This is a genomic window from Oleidesulfovibrio vietnamensis (genome assembly GCF_055388115.1).
Window position 1 is genome coordinate 2,792,051 of sequence record NZ_AP042419.1, and the last position, 24,596, is coordinate 2,816,646.

The 24,596-nt window shown below is 57.3% G+C and carries 20 protein-coding genes, 1 pseudogene and 2 riboswitches; of the genes and pseudogenes, 11 read left to right on the top strand and 10 right to left on the bottom strand.

Annotated features, from left to right (window positions below):
* Positions 1-9 precede the first annotated feature (9 nt).
* Positions 10-399 (bottom strand): hypothetical protein, encoded by a 390-nt coding sequence (locus tag ACZ5D1_RS12545; RefSeq protein ID WP_464555030.1) that lies wholly within the window; start codon positions 397-399, stop codon positions 10-12.
* Between the two features lie 225 nt (positions 400-624).
* On the opposite strand from ACZ5D1_RS12545, the gene tgt reads away from it, so the two are divergent.
* The 4 genes from tgt (at position 625) to ACZ5D1_RS12565 (ending at position 7,288) form a co-directional block, all read left to right on the top strand.
* Complete coding sequence (gene tgt / locus ACZ5D1_RS12550; RefSeq protein WP_027182460.1) at positions 625-1,758, top strand: tRNA guanosine(34) transglycosylase Tgt; 1,134 nt, start codon at positions 625-627, stop codon at positions 1,756-1,758.
* Positions 1,759-2,077: 319 nt separating this feature from the next.
* The gene (locus tag ACZ5D1_RS12555) at positions 2,078-2,920 is read left to right on the top strand and encodes a YdcF family protein (protein WP_464555031.1); all 843 of its coding nucleotides are present in this window, start codon (positions 2,078-2,080) and stop codon (positions 2,918-2,920) included.
* A 239-nt stretch (positions 2,921-3,159) separates the two neighbouring features.
* Positions 3,160-5,328 carry a thioredoxin domain-containing protein gene (locus ACZ5D1_RS12560; RefSeq protein ID WP_273193785.1) on the top strand — a complete coding sequence of 723 codons (2,169 nt, stop codon included), beginning with the start codon at positions 3,160-3,162 and terminating at the stop codon, positions 5,326-5,328.
* Positions 5,329-5,554: 226 nt separating this feature from the next.
* Positions 5,555-5,648, top strand: a riboswitch (glycine riboswitch).
* A gap of 2 nt (positions 5,649-5,650) precedes the next feature.
* Positions 5,651-5,746, top strand: a riboswitch (glycine riboswitch).
* A gap of 150 nt (positions 5,747-5,896) precedes the next feature.
* Positions 5,897-7,288 (top strand): alanine/glycine:cation symporter family protein, encoded by a 1,392-nt coding sequence (locus ACZ5D1_RS12565; RefSeq protein WP_464555033.1) that lies wholly within the window; start codon positions 5,897-5,899, stop codon positions 7,286-7,288.
* A gap of 272 nt (positions 7,289-7,560) precedes the next feature.
* Here ACZ5D1_RS12565 and ACZ5D1_RS12570 read toward each other — a convergent pair whose 3' ends face one another.
* The 3 genes from ACZ5D1_RS12570 to ACZ5D1_RS12580 form a co-directional block, all read right to left on the bottom strand.
* Positions 7,561-8,730 (bottom strand): hypothetical protein, encoded by a 1,170-nt coding sequence (locus ACZ5D1_RS12570; protein ID WP_455696843.1) that lies wholly within the window; start codon positions 8,728-8,730, stop codon positions 7,561-7,563.
* A gap of 141 nt (positions 8,731-8,871) precedes the next feature.
* Positions 8,872-10,074 carry a hypothetical protein gene (locus ACZ5D1_RS12575; RefSeq protein ID WP_464555034.1) on the bottom strand — a complete coding sequence of 401 codons (1,203 nt, stop codon included), beginning with the start codon at positions 10,072-10,074 and terminating at the stop codon, positions 8,872-8,874.
* Between the two features lie 19 nt (positions 10,075-10,093).
* Positions 10,094-11,278, bottom strand: coding sequence for a putative sulfate/molybdate transporter (locus ACZ5D1_RS12580; RefSeq protein WP_464555035.1), 1,185 nt, complete (start codon positions 11,276-11,278; stop codon positions 10,094-10,096).
* Positions 11,279-11,388: 110 nt separating this feature from the next.
* Between ACZ5D1_RS12580 and ACZ5D1_RS12585 the strand changes: the two genes are divergently transcribed.
* Positions 11,389-12,252 (top strand): DMT family transporter, encoded by an 864-nt coding sequence (locus ACZ5D1_RS12585; RefSeq protein WP_464555037.1) that lies wholly within the window; start codon positions 11,389-11,391, stop codon positions 12,250-12,252.
* A 134-nt stretch (positions 12,253-12,386) separates the two neighbouring features.
* Here ACZ5D1_RS12585 and ACZ5D1_RS12590 read toward each other — a convergent pair whose 3' ends face one another.
* From ACZ5D1_RS12590 to ACZ5D1_RS12605, 4 genes are all read right to left on the bottom strand, one after another.
* Entirely contained in the window at positions 12,387-14,411 is a 2,025-nt protein-coding gene (locus ACZ5D1_RS12590; protein WP_464555038.1) for a methyl-accepting chemotaxis protein, read from the bottom strand.
* Positions 14,412-14,420: 9 nt separating this feature from the next.
* Positions 14,421-14,882, bottom strand: coding sequence for a cytochrome c family protein (locus ACZ5D1_RS12595; protein ID WP_011368654.1), 462 nt, complete (start codon positions 14,880-14,882; stop codon positions 14,421-14,423).
* A 544-nt stretch (positions 14,883-15,426) separates the two neighbouring features.
* A complete protein-coding gene (locus ACZ5D1_RS12600; protein ID WP_464555039.1) occupies positions 15,427-16,377 on the bottom strand; it encodes a DUF697 domain-containing protein in 951 nt (316 codons plus the stop codon).
* Complete coding sequence (locus ACZ5D1_RS12605; RefSeq protein ID WP_464555041.1) at positions 16,374-16,685, bottom strand: hypothetical protein; 312 nt, start codon at positions 16,683-16,685, stop codon at positions 16,374-16,376. Before ACZ5D1_RS12605 ends, ACZ5D1_RS12600 begins: the two co-directional genes overlap by 4 nt.
* 766 nt (positions 16,686-17,451) lie before the next feature.
* On the opposite strand from ACZ5D1_RS12605, the gene ACZ5D1_RS12610 reads away from it, so the two are divergent.
* From ACZ5D1_RS12610 to ACZ5D1_RS12625, 4 genes are all read left to right on the top strand, one after another.
* On the top strand, positions 17,452-18,705 hold the full coding sequence (locus tag ACZ5D1_RS12610; RefSeq protein WP_011368656.1) for a tyrosine-type recombinase/integrase: 1,254 nt from the start codon (positions 17,452-17,454) through the stop codon (positions 18,703-18,705).
* Positions 18,706-18,780: 75 nt separating this feature from the next.
* Positions 18,781-19,344 carry a DUF6933 domain-containing protein gene (locus tag ACZ5D1_RS12615; protein ID WP_464555043.1) on the top strand — a complete coding sequence of 188 codons (564 nt, stop codon included), beginning with the start codon at positions 18,781-18,783 and terminating at the stop codon, positions 19,342-19,344.
* Between the two features lie 98 nt (positions 19,345-19,442).
* Positions 19,443-20,048 carry a protein adenylyltransferase Fic gene (gene fic / locus ACZ5D1_RS12620; RefSeq protein WP_011368658.1) on the top strand — a complete coding sequence of 202 codons (606 nt, stop codon included), beginning with the start codon at positions 19,443-19,445 and terminating at the stop codon, positions 20,046-20,048.
* Between the two features lie 59 nt (positions 20,049-20,107).
* A complete protein-coding gene (locus ACZ5D1_RS12625; protein WP_464554701.1) occupies positions 20,108-21,463 on the top strand; it encodes a transposase in 1,356 nt (451 codons plus the stop codon).
* Between the two features lie 137 nt (positions 21,464-21,600).
* On the opposite strand, the pseudogene ACZ5D1_RS12630 reads toward ACZ5D1_RS12625, so the two are convergent.
* Positions 21,601-21,759, bottom strand: a pseudogene (locus tag ACZ5D1_RS12630) (arsenical-resistance protein); the annotation flags it as partial.
* 21 nt (positions 21,760-21,780) lie between these two features.
* Positions 21,781-22,116, bottom strand: a complete 336-nt coding sequence (locus ACZ5D1_RS12635) for an ArsR/SmtB family transcription factor (protein WP_464555045.1) — start codon at positions 22,114-22,116, stop codon at positions 21,781-21,783.
* A 23-nt stretch (positions 22,117-22,139) separates the two neighbouring features.
* Here ACZ5D1_RS12635 and ACZ5D1_RS12640 point away from each other — a divergent pair.
* A protein-coding gene (locus ACZ5D1_RS12640) for an IS3 family transposase (RefSeq protein WP_455697365.1) occupies positions 22,140-23,302 on the top strand; the annotation gives its coding sequence in 2 pieces (ribosomal slippage) (positions 22,140-22,415 and positions 22,418-23,302; 1,161 coding nt in all).
* 222 nt (positions 23,303-23,524) lie between these two features.
* Complete coding sequence (locus ACZ5D1_RS12645) at positions 23,525-24,535, top strand: glycosyltransferase family protein (RefSeq protein ID WP_464555047.1); 1,011 nt, start codon at positions 23,525-23,527, stop codon at positions 24,533-24,535.
* Positions 24,536-24,596: the final 61 nt, after the last annotated feature.

Sequence of the window (24,596 nt, forward strand, 5' to 3'; positions counted from 1 at the left end):
GCGTAAAATTCAGGATGCGGCACCGGCGCCCGCTTCCAGCAGTGCCTCCACGAAAGGCATGTGCATGGCCGTGCTGCGCTCTTCCGCGCGGCGTTCGTGCAGACTGGCGCGACGCATCAAGGCGTCCACTATCATGTTGGGGCTGTTGCACTCGCGCAGATATTCCGCCACGTCATTTTTAGATGAAAAAACCACAGCACCGTACATCCGGCTTCTGCTGGGGTAGTTCAGATGAAAGGTTGAAGCCAGAATGTATTTGCCCACGGCAGAACGGTACAGTTTCAATTCCCACCAGTTGGGCGCAACGCCCATCCATTCGCGGTCATCAACGGTCACAAGCTCTTCACCGGTAAAAACGAGGTCATCCTTGCCGTTACGTTTAATCTTGATTTCGTTCATGATGAAACCCCCTCGGGAAAGTTGGTACAGAAATCATAATGGTAAAAACGGCATCGCACTGTGCGCCGCCCTGGGCGGTACTTGGAGTCCTACTTTCATTGTATTGTTTTTTTAGTTCATAACGGGCAATTATTTTTTACTTTGCCATGACATTTTTCCGGCACTCCGGCTTCGGGCGGCGTTTTTGACTTTTCAAGACTCCCTGTCGCGGCTATGGTGCGCGCCATGGCAACAATTGGTGAATTTACGCTACACGCGACGGACGGCAAGGCGCGTACCGGTGTGCTGCAGACAGCGCACGGACCGGTGCGCACGCCCATCTTTATGCCGGTTGGCACGGTGGGCAGTGTGAAAGGCGTGGCTCCGGACGATCTGGATGCCATCGGCGCTGAAATAATTCTCGGCAACACATACCACCTGTATCTGCGCCCCGGTGACGAGCTGGTGGCGCGGCGCGGCGGGCTGCACGAATTCAACGCATGGCGCAAGCCCATACTTACCGACAGCGGCGGCTTTCAGGTTTTCAGCCTCAGCGGTCTGCGGCGTATTTCCGAAGAAGGCGTGGAGTTCCGCTCGCATCTGGACGGCTCCAAGCATCTTTTCACGCCGGAAAAAGTCGTTTCCATCCAGCGCAATCTCAACTCCGACATCATGATGGTGCTTGACGAATGCGTGCCCTACGGCGCGGACAAAGACTACACAGCCCGCTCGCTGAAAATGACCACCCGCTGGGCGCAGCGCTGCCGCGATGCTTATCCCGCGGGCAGCGGCGGCAACCTGATGTTCGGCATCACGCAGGGCGGCTTTTTTAAAGACCTGCGCGAGGAATCCATAGGCGAGCTGACCCGCATCGACTTTGACGGTTTTGCACTGGGCGGGCTGTCGGTGGGAGAAAGCAAAACGGAAATGATGGATATTCTCTATCATACCGCCCCCATGCTGCCCGCGCACAAACCGCGCTATCTCATGGGTGTGGGCACCCCGCTGGACATCATCAACGGCATCAACGCGGGCATAGACATGTTCGACTGTGTGCTGCCCACCCGCAATGCCCGCAACGGCACGCTGTATACATCGGCCGGTAAAATAAACATCAAACGACGCGAGTTTGCAGAAGACGACGGACCGCTTGACCCCAACTGTTCGTGCTACACCTGCCGCACGTTCAGCAGGGCGTACCTGCGCCATCTCTTCCATGCGCAGGAAATCCTGTCATACAGACTCAACTCCATTCACAACCTGACGTACTTTCTCGACCTTGTACGCGGTGCGCGTGAAGCCATCGCACAGGGAACCTTTGCGGAATACAAGAGCCGCTATGATGCCATCTACCCGCAGGAAGCCGCGCTCTGCCCGTAAACCCGCCGCAGCGGACGCGTCGGGCATCTGTGCCTGATGACCCTGCCAGCTCATACAGTGAAAGGCCGCACGGCATACCCCGTGCGGCCTTTTTCATTCCCCTGCACTTCCGCGCTCTTCTCCCCGCAGCCGCAATACCGTATGCTGCCGGAGGTCTGCGCGCCGCACCGGCTTAAACAGCGCTTCTACATCATGCGGTACACAGGTGCAGCCGCTGTTCCCGCACACCGCAGCCATGCATTGCCCGCAGCGGCGCGACAGTATACCATCGCGCAGACTGTTCACCCGCTTCAACAATTCATGCCCACAGGTTGCAGCCATGCCAGACTCCGCCGATGACAAACGCCGCAAACACTCATCCCGCTCCAACGCTGTACAGAAAATTCCGTCTGCCGCCGCGGCTTCTTCAGCCGGACGGGCGGTCTCTTCCGCCCCGCGGCAAAAGCAGGGCACGCGCCCTGCCGCCGACGGCAACACATCGGGCGCGGGCGGCAGGGTCCGCCACATATCCCGCCGGCAGCGCACTCTGCACGCTGTAAAAACGTTCCTTGCCGTCGCGGGCGCAGCCGCCATACTGCTGTGCGTGCTGGGCGCGGGCGGGCTGCTGTGGATTGCCGGCAATGCCACAACAGAATATCCCCCCCGCAAAGCCGATGTCATGGTTGTGCTGGGCGGCGGACTGCACCGCGCCATGTTTGCGGCCGACCTGTACAACAGGGGCTATGCGCCGGTCGTGTATGTTTCGCGCACGCGTCCCCGCCGCGAAGCCGGAGTAATGAAGCAGCACGGTTACCGGGTGCCGGACGAGCCGGAAATGTATGTCCGCATTCTGACGGACAAGGGCGTGCCCATGCGCGATATCCGCATGTACGGCTATGATCTTATCAGTACCGTGGGCGAGGCAGAAGCGCTGGCCGGTATACTGGGTGACCGGAAACTTACCGTTCTGGTGGTGACGGCACCGGTCCATGCCCCGCGTGCGGGCATGGTCTTCCGCCATGCCCTGCCCCGCTGCAGCATCCTGACCGCCGGCAGTCCGTATGATCCCTTTCCGCAGCGCTGGTGGAACGATCAGGACGCGGCACGCAATCTGCTGCTGGAAGGCATCAAAACCCTTTTCTACCTTGCGGGCGGAGCATTCCGTACCGGCGGTCTGCAGTAGCCTGCGCCACCGCTGTTACAGCACCGGTGCGCGGCTCGGCACTGGTCATTTGCACCGGGGGCATTATATTACGGCCATGGACGCAGTGTCTTCTGTTTCCGGCAGTACGGCACACCGTGACTAGACCGCACTGCCGTCCCGCCCTGCACGGGGATGATTTTTGCATGCACCCGTGACACAGGCAGAATAATCCGGTTAATGCTTTTCACGCACAGCGAAGACGCCAAAGGGAGTGCCCGATGACAGCACAGCGCCCCAACCGGTTGATCAACGAGTCCAGCCCCTATCTGCTGCAACACGCCCGCAATCCCGTGGACTGGCATCCCTGGGGTGAAGAAGCTTTTGCGCTGGCCCGCAGCGAAGATAAACCCGTGTTTCTTTCCATCGGCTATTCCACATGCCACTGGTGTCATGTGATGGCGCACGAATCCTTTGAGGATGAAGCCGTAGCCGCTCTGCTTAACGAAGCTTTCATCAACGTCAAGGTCGACCGCGAAGACCGTCCCGACATAGACAGCATATATATGGCAGCCTGTCAGATGCTTACCGGCTCCGGCGGGTGGCCCCTGACCATTGTCATGACGCCGGACGGCAGGCCTTTTTTTGCCGCCACCTACATTCCGCGCCTTTCCCGCGGCGGACGCACCGGCATGCTTGAGCTGGTGCCGCGCATCCGCGACATATGGCGCAAACAACGCGCCGATGTCACCGCATCGGCAGACTCTGTGGCGGAACACATGCGACGGCATGCAGAAGGACTGCTGCGCCCTTCCGGCGGCGGCGCGCCTGACGACACCACCGTGCGGCAGGCAGTGGATACCCTGTGCCAGAGATATGACGCCCGCCACGGCGGGTTCGGGTCCGCGCCCAAATTTCCTGCGCCGCATTCGCTGCTACTGCTGCTGCGCCACGCGCACCGCACACAGGATGCCGCCCGGCGCGCACAGCTGACCGGCATGGTTTCCCATACACTCGAAGCCATGCGGCTCGGGGGTATTTTTGACCATGCGGGCTATGGCTTTCATCGCTACAGCACCGACAAGGAATGGCTGCTGCCGCATTTTGAAAAAATGCTCTACGATCAGGCCATGCATGTGCTGGCCTATACCCGCGGCTGGCAGCTGACGGGCAGACCTCTGTTCAGGCGCACCGCAGAAGAAATAATGATGTATGTGATGCGCGACCTGACCTCGCCTCAGGGAGCCTTTTACGCAGCAGAAGATGCCGACAGCGACGCGCCCCCTCATTTTGCCGCCATGGGGCTGCCGCCCGGAGGCGAAGGTTTTTTCTACCTTTTCACGCTGCAGGAAATCCGCGGACTGCTTTCCCGGGAAGACGCGCTGCTGGCGGAAAAGATATGGAACCTGCAGGAAGAAGGTAATTACCACGACGAGTCCACCGGTCGGAAAACCGGCCTGAATATTCTGCATCTTCCGGCGCCGCTTTCCGCTCTTGCCGGTCAGCTGGGAATGGAGAAACATACCCTGACCCAGCTGGTGGACGAAATCCGCGCCACGCTGATACAGGCCCGCAGCCGCCGTCCGCGCCCGCATCTGGATGACAAGGTGCTGACCGACTGGAACGGACTGATGATAACAGCCATGGCCACGGCGGGTATGGCGTTTGATGCACCGCATTACACCGAATGCGCCGCCCGTGCCGCCGATTTCATTCTGTCAGCCATGCGCGACAGCAACGGCAGGCTGCTGCACCGCTGGCGCAACGGCAAGGCATCGGTAACTGCCTGTCTGGATGATTACGCATTCTTCATTGCCGGTCTGACGGCACTGTACGAAGCCACACACGAAGTCCGCTGGCTGCGCGAAGCCGCGGCGCTGCAGCAGGTGCAGGATACCCTGCACAGAGACGGGACAAGCGGCGTTTACTACCTGACCGCGGCGGATGCCCCCGACCTGCTGATGCGACCGGTGGAAGCGTATGACGCCGCCTGCCCTTCGGGCAACTCCGTCACGCTGCTCAATCTGGCACGGCTGGCACGGCTGACGGGCAATCAGGAACATGAACACAGTGCCCGCCGTCTGCTGGAAGGGCTTTCCACACAGGTCCGCCACATGCCCGGAGGCTACACCATGCTGCTGTGCGGAGTGGATTTTCTTTCCGGCGGCGGACGCACCGTGGTGGTAAGCGGCGAGCAGGACTCTCCCGACACGGAAGCACTGCTGACCACGGTGGCTTCGGCATACAGTCCGGATACATGCCTGCTGCTGCGCACGCCCATGAATGCCGGACAACTGGCTCAGGCCGCGCCCTTCACCCGGCATCTTACACACAAAGGACGCACGGCGTGTGCCTATGTGTGCGAAAATTACACCTGTTCGCAGCCTGTGACAGACCCGCGCGAACTGCTGGAACATATCGTGAAGCCCGCAGGCGGCAGTCTGGACTGAGGGCGCATGCCGCACAACGGCAGCGCCGTACCGGTACACAAAATGTCCACTGCAGCGGCTGCACAGTGCACATGCGCACAGCCCTCTGTGCAGCCGCCGCAGATGCCCACGCCACTTCCTGCCCCGTTCAATCTTTATAAAAACAGCACATTATGCAAAAAATGCGTTTTCCTCTTGCCTTCTTTTTTCCGGTTGAGTAAACAGACTGTCCCTGTATTGGATTCGGATGACGACAGCAGGAGAGATTTCCGCCGTTCCACACCCCCGGACGGAAACGCCGAAGAAGTAAATCTTTCAGGCAAAAGGACTGCTGTTTGACGAGCCTCTGGAGAGACTCCCCCTGTGGGAGCACCGAAGGAGCAAGCCGGTCGTAGATCTCCTCCACGACCGGTGAAACTCTCAGGTAAAAGGACAGAGGGCCCTTTATGACGCAGTGCACCCTCACGGCCGTGCGTCAGGGACCACTTAGCCTTCATTGCGCTTTGCGCAACGCGCAGCGCCGCTTCCTCTTCAAGTAGACTCGAAGTCCGTCTCTACCTGGGAATTTAACAATTTCAAGGAAATAGAGATGACTGACCTTACTGTTCTACTGCAATCTATCAATGCATTCGTGTGGGGGCCGCCACTGCTGGCCCTGCTGGTCGGCACCGGCATCTACCTTACCCTCAGACTGGGCATCATGCAGATACGGCGCCTGCCCATGGCGCTTTCGCTGGTCTTCAGCCGCGACAAGGGACACCAGAACGAGGGGGATGTTTCCCCTTTTGCCGCACTGTGCACCGCTCTGTCGGCCACCATCGGCACGGGCAACATCGTGGGCGTGGCAACGGCCATTGCGGCCGGCGGTCCCGGTGCGCTTTTCTGGATGTGGATAGCCGCGTTTTTCGGCATGGCCACAAAATACTCAGAATGCCTGCTGGCGGTTAAGTACCGCGTAAAAGACGCCAACGGACAGATGACCGGCGGCCCCATGGTCTATCTTGAGCGGGGGCTGGGCAGCCGTCTGCTGGCACGCATGTTTGCGCTGTTCGGCATTCTGGTGGCCTTTTTCGGCATCGGCACCTTTGCTCAGGTCAACGCCATCAAAGACGCCGCACAGCTGACTTTCGGCATTCCCTCATGGGGCACCGCGGCCGTGCTTACCACGCTGGTCACCATGGTCACACTGGGCGGCATCCGTTCCATAGCCAGAGTGGCCGAGCGTGTTGTCCCCTTCATGGCTGCGTTCTATCTGGGCGCCTCGCTCATCGTGCTCATGCTCAACCTCGGTCAGGTGCCCGCCGCCGTTTCACTCATCGTCGAATCGGCATTCAATCCTTCGGCGGCATTCGGCGGAGCAGCAGGCATGTCTGTGCTCATGGTCATGCGCAGCGGCATCGCGCGCGGCGTTTTTTCCAATGAATCGGGTCTCGGTTCCGCTCCCATCGCCGCGGCGGCAGCCCGCACGGACTCCTGCGTCCGGCAGGGACTTATCGCCATGACAGGCACCTTCTTCGATACCATTGTCATATGCTCCATGACCGGCATTGTACTGGTGATGACCGGCGTATGGAATGACGGTGCTCTGGCCGGAGCGGCCATGACCAACACGGCTTTTGCTCTGGGCATGGGCGGCATGGGACCGCAGGTTGTTACCGTGGGGCTCATGTTCTTTGCGTTCACCACCATTCTCGGCTGGAACTACTACGGTGAGCGCTGCACAACCTATCTGTTCGGAGTCAAAGGCATTCTGCCATACCGGCTGATATACATCGGACTGGTGGCCATCGGCGCCTTTGTCCATCTGGACCTCATCTGGCTGCTTGCCGACATCGTCAACGGCCTGATGGCTGTGCCCAACCTCATCGGTCTGCTCGGTCTTTCCGGTGTTGTTGTGGCAGAAACACGCGCCTACTTCGCAGACCGCGAGGCAGAGCGTACCGCTGAAGCGGATTCGGCCGCGCTCCCGCAGGAGCGTTAGGCCTTCTCCATAGAAAGTGTGTGGTTGGTGAAAGGCCGGACATCGGGTCCGGCCTTTCCGCGTTTTACAAAGCCGGAACATCCGGCAGACGGTGACGGCCGCTGCCGCGCCGCCGCGGCAGCGTACCTGCCGGAAAAAACAAGTACCGCGGCCGTGTACACAGGCACACGCACCCCGTAAAAATCTGCCCGGATGAACACTGCGGCCTGTGGCACAGCACCGCGGCCGGACAGCCGCGGCGGCCAACACCCGACGGCAGCCCCGTGCAGCCGCTACTGCAGCGGGCCGGAAGAATCCTGTTCCATGACCTGCTTTCTGCGGTGCTCTTCATGCTCTGCCGCGCGCTGCAGGTCGAGCATACGGTTGAGCGTACCGCGCAGCCAGTACAGGTCGCCCACCGTAAGCGGCGTGACCCCGCTGGAAACACTGGCCAGCACTGCCGCCTGTCCCGTACGGCCCAGCACCTGAAGCTGACAGACAGCCGTGCGCGGGGCAATGACGCGCAACGCCACCACTTCGCGCAGCGAAACTTCCAGACTTCTGTTACCCAGCGGGCTCAGCAGCTCCCGCACCAGCACCCCGCCGCGTACCGTTATTCTGCCGCGCCCCGTAAAGGCATGGGCCAGCCGCGCCAGCACTATGACCATGAAAAAAAACGAAATGCCCAGCGCCATGATCATCAGCGCGGGGCTGGCGTCCCCTCCCGCCGCGACATGCATATAGGCGGAGCCCGCACCGGCCATCAGGCTGGCAAGCACCATGAACATAACCCCCACGGCCGGCCACCCCGGCGAAAGCGGCCATTCGACTCCCTGTGCCGTTCTGCGCAGCACCGAAGCAGGTGAAGGTTCGCGCGGGGGCAGCACCACAGAGGACACGGCATCGCCCGCGGCCGGACGGTTACGGGTCCCGTCTGTTTCGTCACACAGCGCAAGCCCCGTGCGCCGGCACAGCACCGTGCACAGCCCGCGCAGCTCGGACTCGTTGAACGACTGGTCAATACCTTCATACCCGGTGTCACGCATGGCCATTTCCAGATAATAGCGTTCCCGCCCGCGACGGCCGCCCGGCGGCTGCGAGGTGATGGAAGCCCCCGCCAGACTGCGGGCCACCCTTCGTTTTGTCAGACGCAGGCAGGCGATATCGGCAAAAGGCACTGCATACATGTCCGAAGCCTGCCTGCCCAGAACATACACCATACGCTCGTCCAGATTCCATTCCAGCTGCCGCGACTGATTATGCAGCATCAAAGCCACCAGCCCCAGCACCACCCCGCCGATAATGCAGACAGCCGTAAGCGCCGGATCGCCTGCTGCCAGCACCGCGCCCCCCATCATTCCGGTGCCCAGCAAAGCCACCACCGCCACCGAGACGCGGTGCTCCGCACCGGGCCCGATGCGCAGCACCGCAGGAGAATCTTCCAGAACAATCATCGAGGCCATGCGCTCTCCCCCGTCACATTCCGCCGCATTCCTGCGGCGGCGCGTTTACAAAAAGGCCGGAGCAACTGCTCCGGCCTCCGCTTACCGATACGTTTCTTCCGCCGCGCCACTGGCAGCGCGCTGCAGGACGGCCCGCCGCACTCAGCGGGAACGCCGCTCAAATTCCTGCGCCACGTCACGCAGCACGTCCACGGCCTCGCGCAGGGCAGGTTCCACACCGGCTCCGGTCTCCAGCCTGCGGGCTATCCACATGGCAACATATACGGCGCCTTCATCGTCCAGCGCGCGCGATACGCCCGGACGGCGCAGTTCCGCTGCCAGAGCCGCTATCTTGCGTTCGCGCTCCACAATGGCCTGCTGAAACGCCTTGCCGGCGGCATCTTTATCCTTCAGGGCCTGCTGCACTTCCGCATATGGTGCATTCTGTTCCACAAGCATCTGATAGGTATGCAGCGCCTCGGCAAAAGCTGCGTTGGCGTCCAGCGTGGCACGGCGCGCCTGCAGGCAGCCCTGCACACGCCCGCCGGCATCGGGCATATCCAGCACATTCTCGGCTATGGCGGCCAGCCCCCGTATCAGGCGGCTGTAAATAGCGTACATTTCCTTTTTTTCCGCGGCGGAAAGATTCACCTCGCGGCCTCTGCGTTCACGCATGAGACCGTCGGCATGCCGCTCCACCGCCGTCATAAACTGCCCGCTGTACAAATCATACAGCCCCCGCACCATGGCCGGAGACAGCACATAGGCCAGCACGGCCTCGCGCGCCTTGCGTATGTCGTCACCCTGCCACCGGATACCGGGCATGCCCACGCCCACGTGGGTATTGAGCATTTTCACATCACGCACCACCACTCCTTCGTTAAGGGCAGTGGGGTATGTGCCGCGCGGATAATACCCTTCCACCAGCCAGCGGGCCGTATCATCGATGAAGTCAGGCCCGATGACGGAATCTTCGGAAACCGGCGGCACTGCGGCCGCGTCCGGTTCCATACCTGCTCCGGCACTGTCGCCGGCACTGTCACCGGCCATCATGCCGCCCGGCGCTGCCTGTCCGGTTCCTGCGGCCTGTCCCGCAGATACCGCGGCAGACCCTTCCGCCCCCGACCGCGAGCCATTGGCGGAAGGCAAAGCCCCCTGCCCGGCCGGAGCCTCCCGGTCAGGCACGGCCTGCCGCATCTGGCCGGACGGGCCGGTCTGCCCCACAGGCGGAATGCCGCTGCCGCCGTCACGCAGCAGGAAATAGCCTGCAGCAGCAACCACAAGCACTATTACCGCCAGAATAGCCAGTCCGCCCTTCCGACGGGCCGGAGGTGTCATATCCAGAGACTGTCTTTTATCGCTCATGTATTCTCCGTAGCCTGTCTTACAGCGTTATTCTGCCCCGCGCCATCAGCAGGGCAAGTGCGGTACCCGCCACAAAGGACACCGCCAGATTGGTTGTCAGCGTCAATGTCAGCATGCAGAAAACCACAAACAACCCGCTCCGGTCCAGCACATCACGCACCGTCAGGCACAATTCGAGGCCCGCAAGCAGCAGCAGCGTACCCAGCACGGCCAGCGGCAGCAGGCGCACCGCGTCCAGCATACCCGCTCCCAGCATAACGGAAAACAGCACAAACACAGCGCCGATGATCAGGTTTGATCCGCATGTTCTGGCCCCGAAACGATAATGTGCCGCGAGACCTCCGGCACCGTGGCACATGGGCATGCCGCCCAGCAGAAAAGCCCCGGTGCATGCCGCTCCCATGCTGTAGCAAAGAGAACGCGGTGTCACCCGCGAACTGCTTTCGGGAAAATAAGTGTGTGAAAGATCGGCATTGGCAATGACAGCGTTGCCCAGCGTCATGGGCAGCTGCGGCATGACAAGTACAGGAAGCGCATAGACGAAATCAGCCAGCGAAGGCAACCCCAGCGGCAGCAGACGCGGCAGATGCAGCCCGAAGGAGAAAGTGGCATCGGAAAAAACCAGCCCCAGCAGCAGACCGGATCCCACAACCACCAGCGCAGCGGGAAAACGCGGATTATTAAGCAGCAAAAGCGCGCAGGTCAGAAAAGCAAGCCCCAGAATGAGACTCCACGGCACGGGGCCCAGCCCCCCGAGCCCCAGAAAAGGCTCGCTGAGTTGCTGTTGCAGTGAATGGGTGCCCAGCATGAAGCGGACCCCCTGCGTTGCCAGCAACACCCCGGTGGAAGCCTGCACCCCCCTGATGACTGCCTGCGGAATATGCCTGCGCAATGCTTCGGCCAGATTCCACCTGCCCACAGCCAGCATACCCAGCCCCATGATAAGACAGGCAGCGCTGACCGAACCTGTGCCCACTCCTGTGGCCACAGCATAACCGCCGATGGATTTCATGGGCTGCACGGCCACGGGAACGCCGTAATAGTGACCCGCGATGATATAATACAGCCCGACCGCAAAAAAAAGTCCCATGGGATCCAGGCCGTTAACCATTATCATGCCCACGGCCAGCGGCAGCAGGGTGCCCAGATCGCCCAGCGACCCCGCCAGCTCCATCCTGTCAAATCTGTAGCGTCCCAGTTGCATAGGCAGACTCCTGCTGGAGGATTGTTTTGTGTCTTTTAACACTGTATTGCAGAACAATGAAGTATGAAAACAGGTTGCTCCGCCGCCGGCAACCACAGGGGAGCCCCGCCATGCAGTCTGCACTGGGATATGTATATGTTGCTCTGGCCGCGCTCATGTGGGCCTTTATCGGTCCGCTGGCCCAGATATGCTTTAACGAAGGCACCACCCCCATGGAGGTGGCCTTCTGGCGGTGCCTTACCGGTGCGCTGTTTTTCATGGCGCATGCTGCGGTGACCGGCCGGTGGCGCGCCGGGCTGCGTGATGCCCCCGTGTTCACGGCGTTCGGTCTGGTGGGAATAGCGCTGTTTTTCGGCTCGTATCAGATTTCCGTGCGCGAAGGCGGGGCCGCGCTGGCATCCATAATGCTCTACACCGCACCCGCATGGGTGGCGCTGCTGGCCCGTATCTGCTTTGCCGAGGCACTTACGCCGCACAGGCTGGCTGCGCTGGCGCTGGCCATGAGCGGCACCATGCTGGTCAGTCTGTCCGGCGGCGCAGGCAGCGGGTCGGTCACGGCAGGCGTGCTGTGGGGACTTGTGGCCGGTTTCAGCTATTCGCTGCACTACGTTTTCGGCAAAACCTACCTGCACCGTTACTCGTCAGTCACTCTGTATTCCTACTGCCTGCCTGCGGGGGCACTGGCTCTGCTGCCGTGGGTCACTTTTTCGCAGCACAGTGCGCTGGGCTGGTTCGCGCTGATAATGGAAGGCTTTCTGTGCACATGGCTGGCATATCTTGCCTACTGCGCAGGGCTCAAACGGCTGGCCGCGTCGCGGGCGGCCATAGTGGCCAATCTGGAACCGGTGGCCGCTGCCGTGCTGGCGTACTGGTGGTGGAACGAGATTCTGCCGCCTGTGGGACTGGCGGGCAGTGCGCTTGTTCTTTCCGGAGTATTTGTGGTGGTGCGCGAAAAAAACACCGCCACGGCCTGAGCCCCTGACGTCTGCAGAGCATTGCGGTCTGCTGTCCTCCGGCTTCTCCGGCAGCCGGCACCCGCCGCCGCAAAAACAAAAAGCCGGAGCGTATTGCTCCGGCTTTTTTTGTTTTTTCATACATCGGGCGGCGGTCAGCGCCGCATGTCGGTAATAATCGCGTTAAGATCCACAGCCAGCCGCGCAAGGTCTGAAACCGCCTGTGCCGACTGGTTCATGGCATCGGCCGTTTCCGAAGAAATGCGGCTTATCTGCTCCATGGAGCGGTTTATCTGCTCGCTGGCGGCAGACTGTTCTTCGGCGGCGGTGGCAATGGCACGCACCTGATCCGCCGTCTCCACCACCATCTGGACGATGGAATGCAGGGTACGGCCCGACTCTCCGGCCATGGCCGTGGACTGCTCCACCAGCTTCACCGCCTGTTCCGTGGCAGCCATATTTCTGCGGGTGCTTTCCTGAATGGAACCAACATAGTCCACGACCTGACGGGTGGCACTCATGGTTTTTTCCGCCAGCTTGCGCACTTCATCGGCCACCACGGCAAACCCGCGTCCGGCATCGCCCGCGCGCGCAGCCTCTATGGCGGCGTTGAGGGCCAGCAGGTTGGTCTGGTCGGCAATATCTTCAATCACGTTGATAATCTCGCCTATGCCTTCCGCCTTGTCCGCCAGTCCGCCCATTTCCGTTTTCAGACTTTCAGCCTGTCGTGCAACATCGTTGATGTGGCGCACGGTATCTTCCACCACGGAAACCCCGTTCTTGGCCACGTCCTGTGCTTTTCCCGCCATTTCGGCCGCATTGGAAGCATTTCGCGCCACCTCGGTGACAGTGGCGTTCATCTGCTCCATGGCTGTGGCCCCTTCGGCAGTAAGGCTGCGCTGCTCTTCCGCGCCGGAACTGGACTGCTCCACCTGCGCCGAAAGCTCCTCGGAAGCTGAAGACACCTGTACGGCGATGGCTCCCGCAGCTTCCGCCGCGCGGGTGATGCGCGAATTCTGCTCTTCCACCAGACGCTGCTGGCGGCGGAATTCCGTCATGTCAGTACAAACGGTAAAGGCTCCCATCAGGTTGCCGTCCAGATCATATATGGGCGAGCTGTCAAGCACACTGTAGCGGGTTTCACCGTCGCGGTCGGTAAATTCCACCTCCACGCCGGTAATGGCCTTGCGGTTGGCAAGCACCTTGTGGGTAAGCGTTTCGCGGCTCACGTCGTTGTAGAAAAACTCTCCAACGGCTTTGCCCACATGCTGGTCAGGATCACCCAGTTCGCACAGACAGTCCACCATGCCTTTATTGGTGAAAGTCACATTGCCTTCCGTATCCGTAACCAGAAACGGCGTGGTCATGCCCTGCAGTATCCCGCGCGAAAAGCCCAGCTGCTCCTTGAGCTTGCCCACCATCTCGCCGAGATTGCTCTCCAGCTTGCCCAGTTCGTCCTGCGAATGGACAGTGAACTGCGTCTCCAGCTCGCCGTGGGCGATTCTGTGGCTGGCCTCGGTGATCTCCTGTACGGGCTTGATGACTGTCTTGCGTAGAAAAAAGAACACGATGCAGATCAGCGTTGCCAGTCCGCCCACAGAAAACGCCACCGTCTCAAGCACCTGACGATGGATACCCGCGACCATGGGGGTGACATCCTTGACCACCACAAGCTGCCCCAGAATGGGCTGAGACGAACCATGACAGTGGTGGCACGAATCGTCGTTGGGAATGCTGGTACTGCGGAGCATGAAGGATTTTCCGCCCTCCTTGAGCAGCAATCCCTCGTGCACGTCTGTTTTCACCGCCTTTTCGGTAAGCGCCAGCACCGAAGGGTCGGAAAAAACATCTTCCACATCCTTGCGGACTGTGCCCGTACGCGTGCTGTAGGTAATATTGTTTTTAAAATTTGTTATATACACCTGCGTATCGGGATACCGTTTTGCAAGCAGAGCGAACTGAGCCTTTGTACCGTCATCATCGCCCACCAGCATGGGACCGTCAGTTGCCAGTTTGATAAGCTCAGAAACCCGCGTGAGTGCGGTGTCCATCTGCCCCAGCATGCCGTCATACTGACGCTGGGTGGTCACACCTATAAGTATGGTGAACACGACAACGGATATGCCGGCAATAAGCGTAAGCGTCTTCAGTCCTATGGATTTACGGATGAAATGCAGCATACAGACCTCCTAGTGGGCACCGCTGGAAATCAGCGGCTTGTACCCGAATGCCTGTACGCGGCTTTCGTTGTGGCACGTTTCACAGGTTTTGATGTCCGGCTTACGGGTTATCATTTCCGGATCGCCTGTTTCCGCGTGCTGCGCTCCGGGACCGTGGCATGTCTCGCACCCCACGTCGGCCAGTTCCGGTGTGGTTTCAATGCTTACAAAACCGCCTTTACCGTGCCCTGTTGTATGACAGTCGTAGCAGCCCTCAAGCTCCTGCGGCGTAAGATCTGACGCCATAATGGACACACTTTTCCATGACTTAGCCTTTACAGAGTGTTTCTGAAACGTTTCATATTCCGTTTCGTGGCATTCTCCGCAACGCGCCGACCCGACATACGCACCCGCCACAGCCTGCTGCACAATGCACAGACCGCACACCGCAATCAGCGCCAGCAAGGCCACAGGTACAAAGCCCTTCTTCATGGTTCCTCCTGCTTACCCGCAACGCATTCCTTCCCCGCCGTTTCCCGATTGTCCACTCAAACGAACCCCTTTGACCGGAAACTGCCGGAATGCCTTCAGTTACCATCCTATCGGCTGCTATGCCAAAACCTTAACACTGTCAACTCACCACAAGGCAGGCATGTGTTTTTTCAGCAGCTGTGCACACTGCAATATCGGACAAGACAGCATAAAGCATACTTAAGGACATAATGCCAAAAACAATGCACACATCGGAAATGAACAGTACACAGTGTCAGCAATATTGAAACGACATACAACAACACCAATATATGAAAAAAAAGACTGCACACTTTGCAATGCACAGCTTAATGAATTGCAAAAGCAATATATCTGTGCAGTTGAAAACCGGCACTGCACTTATGTTATATTTTATTTGAAATGAAAAAGAAAAAAAACGATGCGGAAACAATGCGGCAAAGGGCCCGGGCACTTTGCTTTCGGGCAATACATACGCAGAAAAGAGCATGCGGGATACAGGCAGGCACGCTATCTATGCGCGAACCTATTTCCGCAAACGGACCGCCCCGCGTAAAAACAATGCAGCCCTGCCGCCGGTACGCGTCCACACACCGGACGCCATTTTGCTGCCGCCTTTGACACCCGCTCCGATAACCTCGGCAGACCGCAGGGCTCCGCGGCCCACCGCCCTGCTGAACAGCGCCGCAGTTCCTCCCACGGCCGACACCGCCTGTCCCGCACCGGTACGCAACACCCGGGCGCCACCGCTCACCCCTGCACCCGTGGCATATACCGAACGCCGGACACCCCAGCCCACAGCCCGCGCGGCACCACCCATGCCGTCCGCCACACCCGCGGCGGCCTTGCGGGCTGTACGCACGCCAGCATTGACGGCTCCGGCGGCCGTATCTCCGCATACCTGCACGGCAGCGCGGCCCGTGCGCGCCAGCACCAGCCGCACGGTTTCGCCCGTTATGCCTGCCAGCATGGAAAGAGCTTCCGCCGTGGCCGTTCTGCGGTATGACCCTGCCGGCGGCAGTGTTCCCGAAACATAATTGCGCGCGAGTATACCTGTCCGCAGTGTCAGCAGGGCGTTGGCCGAACCGTCCACAAGCGAGGCAGTGACAGTGGCGGCAACGGCTTCTGCTCCGGGCAGCGCCCCCAGTGCGGAAGAAGCGACAGCGGGACCGATGATGCCTCCCATGGCTTCTTCACCGCCCAGATCTTCCATACCGGCGGCAAGAAAAGACGTGACGGCAACATTGGAATACAGCGACAGCATTTCCGCGGGGGAGGGACGCTGGTTATACAGCGCGCTCACACGCCAGACCAGCCGGCACAGCACCACAAACACGATAAGAGAATCAAGCCTGCCGTTCTGCGACACGGCAGTTCCGGTAAAAACCTGACGGGCTGCGCTGCGGATCATCTCATCAGCCTCGTGGCCCAGCAAAGCCAGCGCCGCATCGGCATCTTCACGGCTGTGCACACTCACACCGCGTCCGCGCAGAAACGCATTATCACCCAGCCTGCGGACCAGCTCGGCCCTGTATTCCTCCAGCTGCAGTTCATCGGGCTCTGCTGGCAGCACAAGAGCACGGGGCCGGAAAAAGGGGCAACAGCATACCACAAAGCCCACGCCACGGCAGACACTGCCGCACCGCCGGCCCACGGCCCCAGCCCCTCGTGCATGCGCTCGGCCATATCCCACACTGCGGAAACAGCTCCCCACAGGTAGATGGCAAAAAGCACAAGCAGCAGTATCCCGGCCACCATGAAAAAACGCTTCAACACAGACAGCATGACATTCCTCCTGCCGGCGGAATCAGCCGCCACACCGGCAGCTGTCGATTACGGCAATTACTATCTAGTGCCTCTCAGGCAGCAGGCAAGTCAAACACCACCGATACCGGCGGGCAACCGGACGCCGCATCTCCCCGAAAAAAAGAGCACTTCAGCATAGCTGTTGTGAAATGAAATGGTTATACCCCGACACTTCAATCCGGAGGCACGTGTAACTGGCCTTGAGACCGTCATACAACAAAAGCTTAAGAAAAAAGACGTACCGTGCGAGCCAGTGGAGGGTGTTCCATCTGCAATTCAACAGCAGAATCTTCATACAGGCAGTGAGAAAAGCTCCATGCAGGGCTTGTCTCCCCACAACAACTTCCGTCAAGCGCCACGTCAGAGCTACCGTATTTCTGAAAAGCAGCCTCACAAACGCCCATCTTACGGCAGAATTCGGCAACTTTGGTGCCTGTTTCTGCTTGGCAAAGCGCAGCAAAACGCCCCTCTGGAACGACAAAAGGCTTACCAGATGAAAATCTGGTAAGCCTTTGATTTTGTGGCGGAAGGGGAGGGATTCGAACCCCCGGAGAGCGCAAACCCTCAACGGTTTTCAAGACCGTTTGATCGCATTTTCACACGTCATCATATGTTGTCATTTTTAATTAAAAATCAATATGTAATGACAACATTTCATTCTTTTCAATGTCACCCAAAATCACTCTTTTTCACTTGATTTTAGCAAAAAGTGGGGACAGAATGGGGACAACTTTTTGGGGGTAGCATGGCGTTCAAATGGATCAAAACGAACATTAAGGGTATTCGCTACAGAGAGCATGACACTCGCAAGCATGGTATCAAAAAAGACCGTTACTATACAATTCGATACCAAAGATCTGGACAACGCGTAGAAGAAGGTCTCGGCTGGGCATCCGAAGGATGGACACTGGACAAGGCTGTGGCGACACTGGCCAAGCTGCGCGAAGCTGCCACCACCGGAGAAGGCGAAACTCGCCTGCAAGAAAAACGCAAAGCAGCGGAAGCCCAAAAAGCACTGAAAGAAAAAAAGAACATCACCTTTGCGACAATCTTAGCCGGATACCTTGAGGCGGGTACGGAGAAAAAAAACACCCGCGTTCTGGCAGTGCAGAAAGGATACGGTGACAAGTGGCTTCTGCCAGACCTCGGTCCCCTGCCCATACGGCAGGTGACCGCTGGCCATTTGGAACAGATTCAGAAACAGATTCTCGCTGCCGGTCGTTCAAAGCAAACAGCAGCCCATGCCATAGACTTGTTCCGCGCTGCATGGAACTGGGCCTATAAACGTGAGTTGATCGAAGGCCGCAACCCTGTCACGCAAATGGAGCGCATCCGCCCCGACGGTTCACGCGAGCGATTTTTCAGTGCTGCGGAACTGCAAAGCCTACTTGGATGGCTGCACCGCAAAGACATACATACCTACCGCATCACTCTGTGCGCTGCCCACACGGGTGCGCGACTGGGTGAACTGGCCCATCTGACATGGGACAGAGTCAACCTGCCTGACAGGCAGATCAACTTCATCCACACAAAATCAGGAGTCCCCCGCTCTGTTCCAATGACACCGGAGTTGCATGATATGTTCTCTGACCTGCTCATGACTATGTCCTCGGCTAAAACTTCTGGTATACCTTTAGGCACGAACTACACCCCTGCCGGACTTGCCGGAAAGATCGTGTTTCTCACCAAAGCCCGTAAGCCCTTTTTTAAAGAAATTGAAGGCAGACTACGCACAGACACCCCAACAGCATTCAGATCAGCCCTGAGCGCCTTAAAACTTAACGAGGGGCACGCAACAGCAAAAACAAAACTCACCTTCCACTGCCTGCGCCATACTGCCGCTACCTTGCTCCTTTCAAACGGTGTAGACCCCGTTACTGTACAAAACATCATGGGTTGGTCTACCCTTAAAATGCTGGAACGCTATTCACATGCTATTCCAGCCACGAAGAGAAAAGCCATGGAAGCGTTATCTGCGGCTTTGAGCGGGGAGGGGTAAAAGTTAACAGCAATATTGAGAACTAATACACCAACGTTCATCAACATAAGAAACAGTTATAAAATCAAGACTATTATGCACTTTCATCTTTCAGGTAATGCAGCTAGCGATTTAAAAATTGTCAGGTTTGAAGATTTTTCGGGCAGTGCTGATGCTTTTCGCCAGCATTGGTATGTACATCGTGTTACCATGCAAAGACGCAAGCATGTTATTGTTATGGAAGAATCCACGCGTTATGCATTACTTTTTTGCCGGGTTACGCAGCCCTTTTTCAAAAATTTTCCTGAATTTTTTGCAGATACACTTTGGCGACATATTGTTTCGTTATGCGCCGTGCCGACTGCCCGATTTGGCAGCATTCAAGCCATGACTACGGATATGTGCTCCGAAAACATCTATCATAAAGGGCTCAATCGAAGTGTCCAAGCACATATTCGAGACAGTTTTCTCACTTTGGAATGCTACTTGTTGCATGAACCGCCCATAAACCTTGCGCGACAGGAAGACGTATTTCAGATGAATATACGTATCAATGAAACACCTCGTACCCGCTATGGTGAAAAAAATTATATTTGGCCCCTTCGTGAATTTCAGCGGCTCTGGTGTGAACACTTGGGCGTTGCAGCGGTGAGGGGATAACATGGTTTAGATGAAGGTGCAAAAAACAAAAGAACTCAAGGCAACGTGCCTATATAAGCTTCTTCATCCGTCCTGACTGCTTCAAAAAGGAAGAGCGCATGATTCTTGAAAATAAACTACAAATCACGAACCAGATAGAGCTGGCAAAAGCCGAAGAAAAAATCAGCAAGCAAAAGGCAAAACAGCTTTTTGACACTGGCGACATCGCCAAAGCAGAGGTTGGTACATTTAAGGGACTAGCCTTCATTCATGCCTATCTTTTTGAAGATATCTACGATTTTGCAGGTAAAATCCGCGATGTGAATATAGCAAAAGGCAACTTCCGCTTTGCGCCCGTCATGTATCTTGAGCCAGCGCTAAAGCACATTGACGCTATGCCGCAGAGCAACTTTGACCAGATTATCGAAAAATATGTGGAAATGAACGTCGCTCATCCTTTCCGTGAAGGCAACGGACGGGCAACACGCATCTGGCTGGATTTGATTCTAAAAAAAGAGATGAAGCTGGTGGTTGACTGGAATGCCGTAGATAAGGACGACTACCTGTCTGCCATGCAACGCAGTCCTGTGAAAGATGTGGAAATTAAAGTTCTGCTGCAAGCTGCGCTGACAGATGTAACTGAGGATCGTACCCTATTTATGAAAGGTATTGATGTCAGCTATTACTATGAAGGATACAGCGAATTTAAAACAGAAGAGCTTTAGCTGACCGTTGAAAAAGTCCTGCAAATCCGTGACACTCCTCTGAAGCACAGGAGGATTCCATGGCATTGGGCAAGCAAGGTGATCGAGGCGGAAAGATGTTCATCTCGTGGGACGAGATTCCGAAATCACCAGGGCATGCATTTTACGATCGGCTTCAATCGGTGTTGCTCAAGACTGGATTCGACCGCTTCGTCGAGGAACTGTGCACCCCGTTCTATGCCTCCCGCAAAGGGCGTCCTTCCATTCCGCCCGGTCGGTATTTCCGCATGCATATGGTCGGCTATTTCGAAGGCATTGATTCGGAGCGGGGTATCGAGTGGCGTTGCGCGGACTCCCTTTCCCTGCGTGAGTTTCTGTTGCTGGACACTGGTCAGGGCGTACCGGATCATTCAAGCTTGAGCCGAATTCGCTCCCGCCTGCCCTTGGAGCTTCACCATGATGTTTTCACTTGGGTACTCGGCGCTATTACCGAAGCAGGCCTTGTTCAGGGCGACCGTATCGGCGTGGATGCTTCCACCATGGAAGCCAACGCTGCCATGCGTTCCATCGTGCGCAAGGATACAGGCGAAGGCTATCGGCAGATGCTTCATCGTATGGCCGAAGACAGCGGCATGGATACTCCCACGAAGGAGGATCTGTCGCGTATGGATCGCAAACGCAAAGGCAAGAAGGTTTCCAACAAGGATTGGGAATCGCCGGTCGATTCCCATGCGAGGATCGCGCGGATGAAGGACGGGCGCACCCGTCTGGCCTACAAGCCGGAGCATGCCGTGGACTTGGACACCGGCGCTGTTGTGGGAGTAGTGGTGCATCCGGCGGACTCCGGCGACACAACCACACTGGGCAAAACGCTCGAAACCACGAAGGCGAATCTGGAATGCATCGGCAAGGCTCCATCCTGCGACAAACCGGCGGAGCTTGTCGCCGACAAGGGCTATCATTCCCGGGCCGTCCTCAAGGAGCTGGACGGTAGTCCTTGGAAAACGCGAATCACGGAACCCAAACGCAAGGGGCTCAACCTGTGGCACGGTGATCATGATGCGCGACGGGCGGTGTACAACAATCGAGTGCGGCTTGGCTCCGGCAAGGCAGCTTGCTCAGCCAAACGCCGAACCGAGCTTGCGGAACGGAGTTTTCAGCACGTCCTCGATCGTGGCGGCATGCGTAAAACATGGCTGCGCGGCAATGATAACGTCGAGAAGCGCTATCTGTTACACGTCGCCAGCTTCAACCTGGGCCTGCTCATGCGACATCTGATCGGATTCGGCACTCCGAAGGGGGCTGCCGAGGCCTGGAATCTCGTTTTTGTCGGAGTCCAGACGGAAATCGACTGGATATTGCTCATTTTCGCTGTTCGCGAAGATCTACCCGATAGTTGGGCGACGATTGCGGTCGTCTCAGTTGCTGTTTGGTGATTGCGGCGAAAAGTGACTTTTTCAACGGTCAGTTAGCCGTGGTATAGCGAGGGGGCTTTGTACTGTAACTGAAGAGATGCAGGGGCATGCCACCATTTGTCTGCACGACTTACAATCAATGAATGCCCCCTGCCAAGAACTGAGAATGTGGTGGTACCCGCCTGAAAGGAATTGATGACATCTTTAACGCCGGGATACAGGTAGCCGCTCCCCACGCCGATGAACATGGCAAGGAAAATCCATAAAGTAAGATAGCGATCCAGAAACGAGAGTTTTTTTACTACGGATTCGGACATGGTACTTCCTTGGTATAGGGATTATGCACAATCCCCGGATTGCTTGGTGGCAAGATGGTTACAAAGTCGTTGTTTATCTTCTTTTGCCATGGGCAGGGAGGGAAGCTCCGCTTGGAGCAATTTCAGAACCCCCTGTTGTAGCGGATTCTCAGGTAAGGCCAATCGGTAATACATCCATTTTCCACTTCGCCTTGCTGTTGCCCATTTAGCATGTTTCAGAGACGACATGTGGCGCGAGATCGTGGACTGTGGAAGTCGTAAGGCTTCCATCAAATCGCACACGCAAAGTTCGTCTTTTGCCAACAGGTGAATTAAGAAGTGGGTTCGGAAAACTGGACCAGTAGCTAAGGTGGACATATAAGAGCCGAAGGAGGCCCTTGATGTCCAAGAAGAGAAGAAAGTTTACCGCCGAGTTCAAGACCCGCGTCGCCCTGAACGCTTTGTCCGGCGAGCACACCCTTTCCGAGATCGCCAGCAAGTATGGCGTTCATCCCAATCAGGTTTCCCAGTGGAAAAAGCAGGCCAAAGAAGGCATTGCTGCTTCCTTTTCAGGCAAGGCCCAGAAAGTCCAGCAAAGCGATGAGGCCCGGATCAAGGAACTGCACGCCAAGATCGGCCAACTCACTGTGGAGAAGGATTTTTTACAACAAGCCTTCGCCAAAATCTGAGCCATGAGCGAAGGCGGGAGATCGTCGACAAGGGCCATCCTGCGCTCAGTGTTCGGCGGCAGTGCGAAGCCCTGAAGCTGCACCGCTCAACGTATTACTATCAGCCGATCGGCGAGTCCGAGTACAATCTGACGTTGATGCAGCGCATCGACGAGTTGTTCATGGAGTTGCCGTTCTTCGGCTCCCGGCAAATGCGCAACATCCTGCGAGATGAGGGACATTTCGTCGGGCGTAATCGTGTGCGTCGGCTCATGCGCAAGATGGGGCTGATGGCGGTCTACCAAAAGCCGCGAACCAGCCAGCCACACCCGCAGCACAAGACGTATCCGTATCTGTTGCGGGGCAAGGCGATCACGAAGCCGAATCAGGTGTGGTGCGCCGACATCACGTACATTCCGATGCGGCGTGGCTTCCTGTACCTCGTGGCGATCATGGATTGGCATAGTCGAGCCGTGCTGTCATGGCGCTTGTCGAACACGATGGACGCTGACTTCTGCGTGGCAGCCCTGGAAGAGGCCATGAACCGATACGGCGTGCCGGATATCTTCAACACCGACCAAGGCTCGCAATTCACGAGCTACGAGTTCACACGGACGCTCAGACAGGCAGGAGCCAAGATCTCAATGGATGGTCGAGGCCGCTGGATGGACAACGTTATGATCGAACGCCTCTGGCGTTCGTTGAAGTATGAATGCGTGTATTTGCGGGAAATTGAGACAGGAAGCGAGCTTCGTCGCACCCTGGCCTGGTGGTTTGAGTTCTACAACAATCGCCGTCCGCACAAGACCTTTGACGGCAGGAAGCCGATGGAGATATATCAACAGTTCAAGCCAGAGGGGGTACCCCCTCTGGCTTGCCCCAGAAAGGCGGCATAGCCAACGAAACTGTCCACCTTAGTTTTGCCGCTGACTGGTCCAAAGAAGTGAACCCACTTCTACCCAGGGGGGTAGTTGATACTGATGTTGCAAAAAACCTCACTTCTTTTTTTCTTAAAAAAAATTTGGAAACGGTTTCCTCCCGGCTTACGCCTATGGCTATTGAGGGTGCGATCTGCTACATGCTTGGACCCACGTCCAACGCCAACCTGCACAAATTTTATGGCAATACTTGGTGCCTTCAGAAGCAGCAGCGGATTGGCCCAAGGAGCAAGGCTTTATGCCAACCGTGTTGAACGGGAGGGGCGCGCTGTTATACGGGTAGATATAACCGAAGCTATGGTGCAACAGCCCACCTTTTCTCTGGAAGAAAGCGGCGCTATTCCCCTTAAGGAATTTATGAGTATGAAGCTGCCGTGTATTTTGGTCATTCATGCCAACCCTCCTCAATTTCATTTGGTTCTTTTCAAGTTGGGCAAGCGTTTTTTACACAACAAGAAAATTATAGGCTATTGGGCCTGGGAACTGGCGGTCGTGCCGGACGTATGGCGGCATGCGCTCCAGTATCTTGACGCAGTTGAAGTTCCCAGCGCCTTTGTACGGGAGGCCTTGTTGCCGTGCACGGACAAGGAAGTTGTCGTTGTGCCGCATGTGCTGGAAGCACCACAGAAACAGAAAACTGCCTTTGCTTGTGACGGTATTGTTCGCTGTCTCTTTATATTTGATATGGGATCTGCTTTCGCCAGAAAAAACCCGATGGCGGCACTTGAAGCTTTTCGCTTGGCGTTCAAGCCAGGAGAAGCAGAAATGACGTTCAAAGTCAGTTCACCTCAAGTCGACTACGAAAACTTTAAAAAATTCGAGCAAGCCTGTGCACAGGTACCGGGCGTCAGTATTATGACAGAAACACTGGATGACGGTGCGTTGGAAGAGCTTTACCTGAAACATGACATATATCTTTCCCTACACCGCTCAGAGGGGTACGGATTGACTATCCATGAAGCTTTGCTTTACGGTCTGCACGCTGTGGCCACAGGCTGGTCCGGCAATATGGATTTTATGGATGCGCCCAAGGCGCATGCCGTGCCTTATTCACTTGTACCTATGCAAGAAAAGAACGGCGCCTTCAAAGGACTGAAGGCGCGCTGGGCCGAGGCGGACGTAACGGCCGCCGCAGAGATACTGCGGAAATTACGGTTGGAGATATTGGCCGAAGACAGGCCTGCCGCGTGAGAGGACTCCGCACGGGCAGGCTTATATCTGACACGAGCGCGATGGGGGCGGTTTGAATACA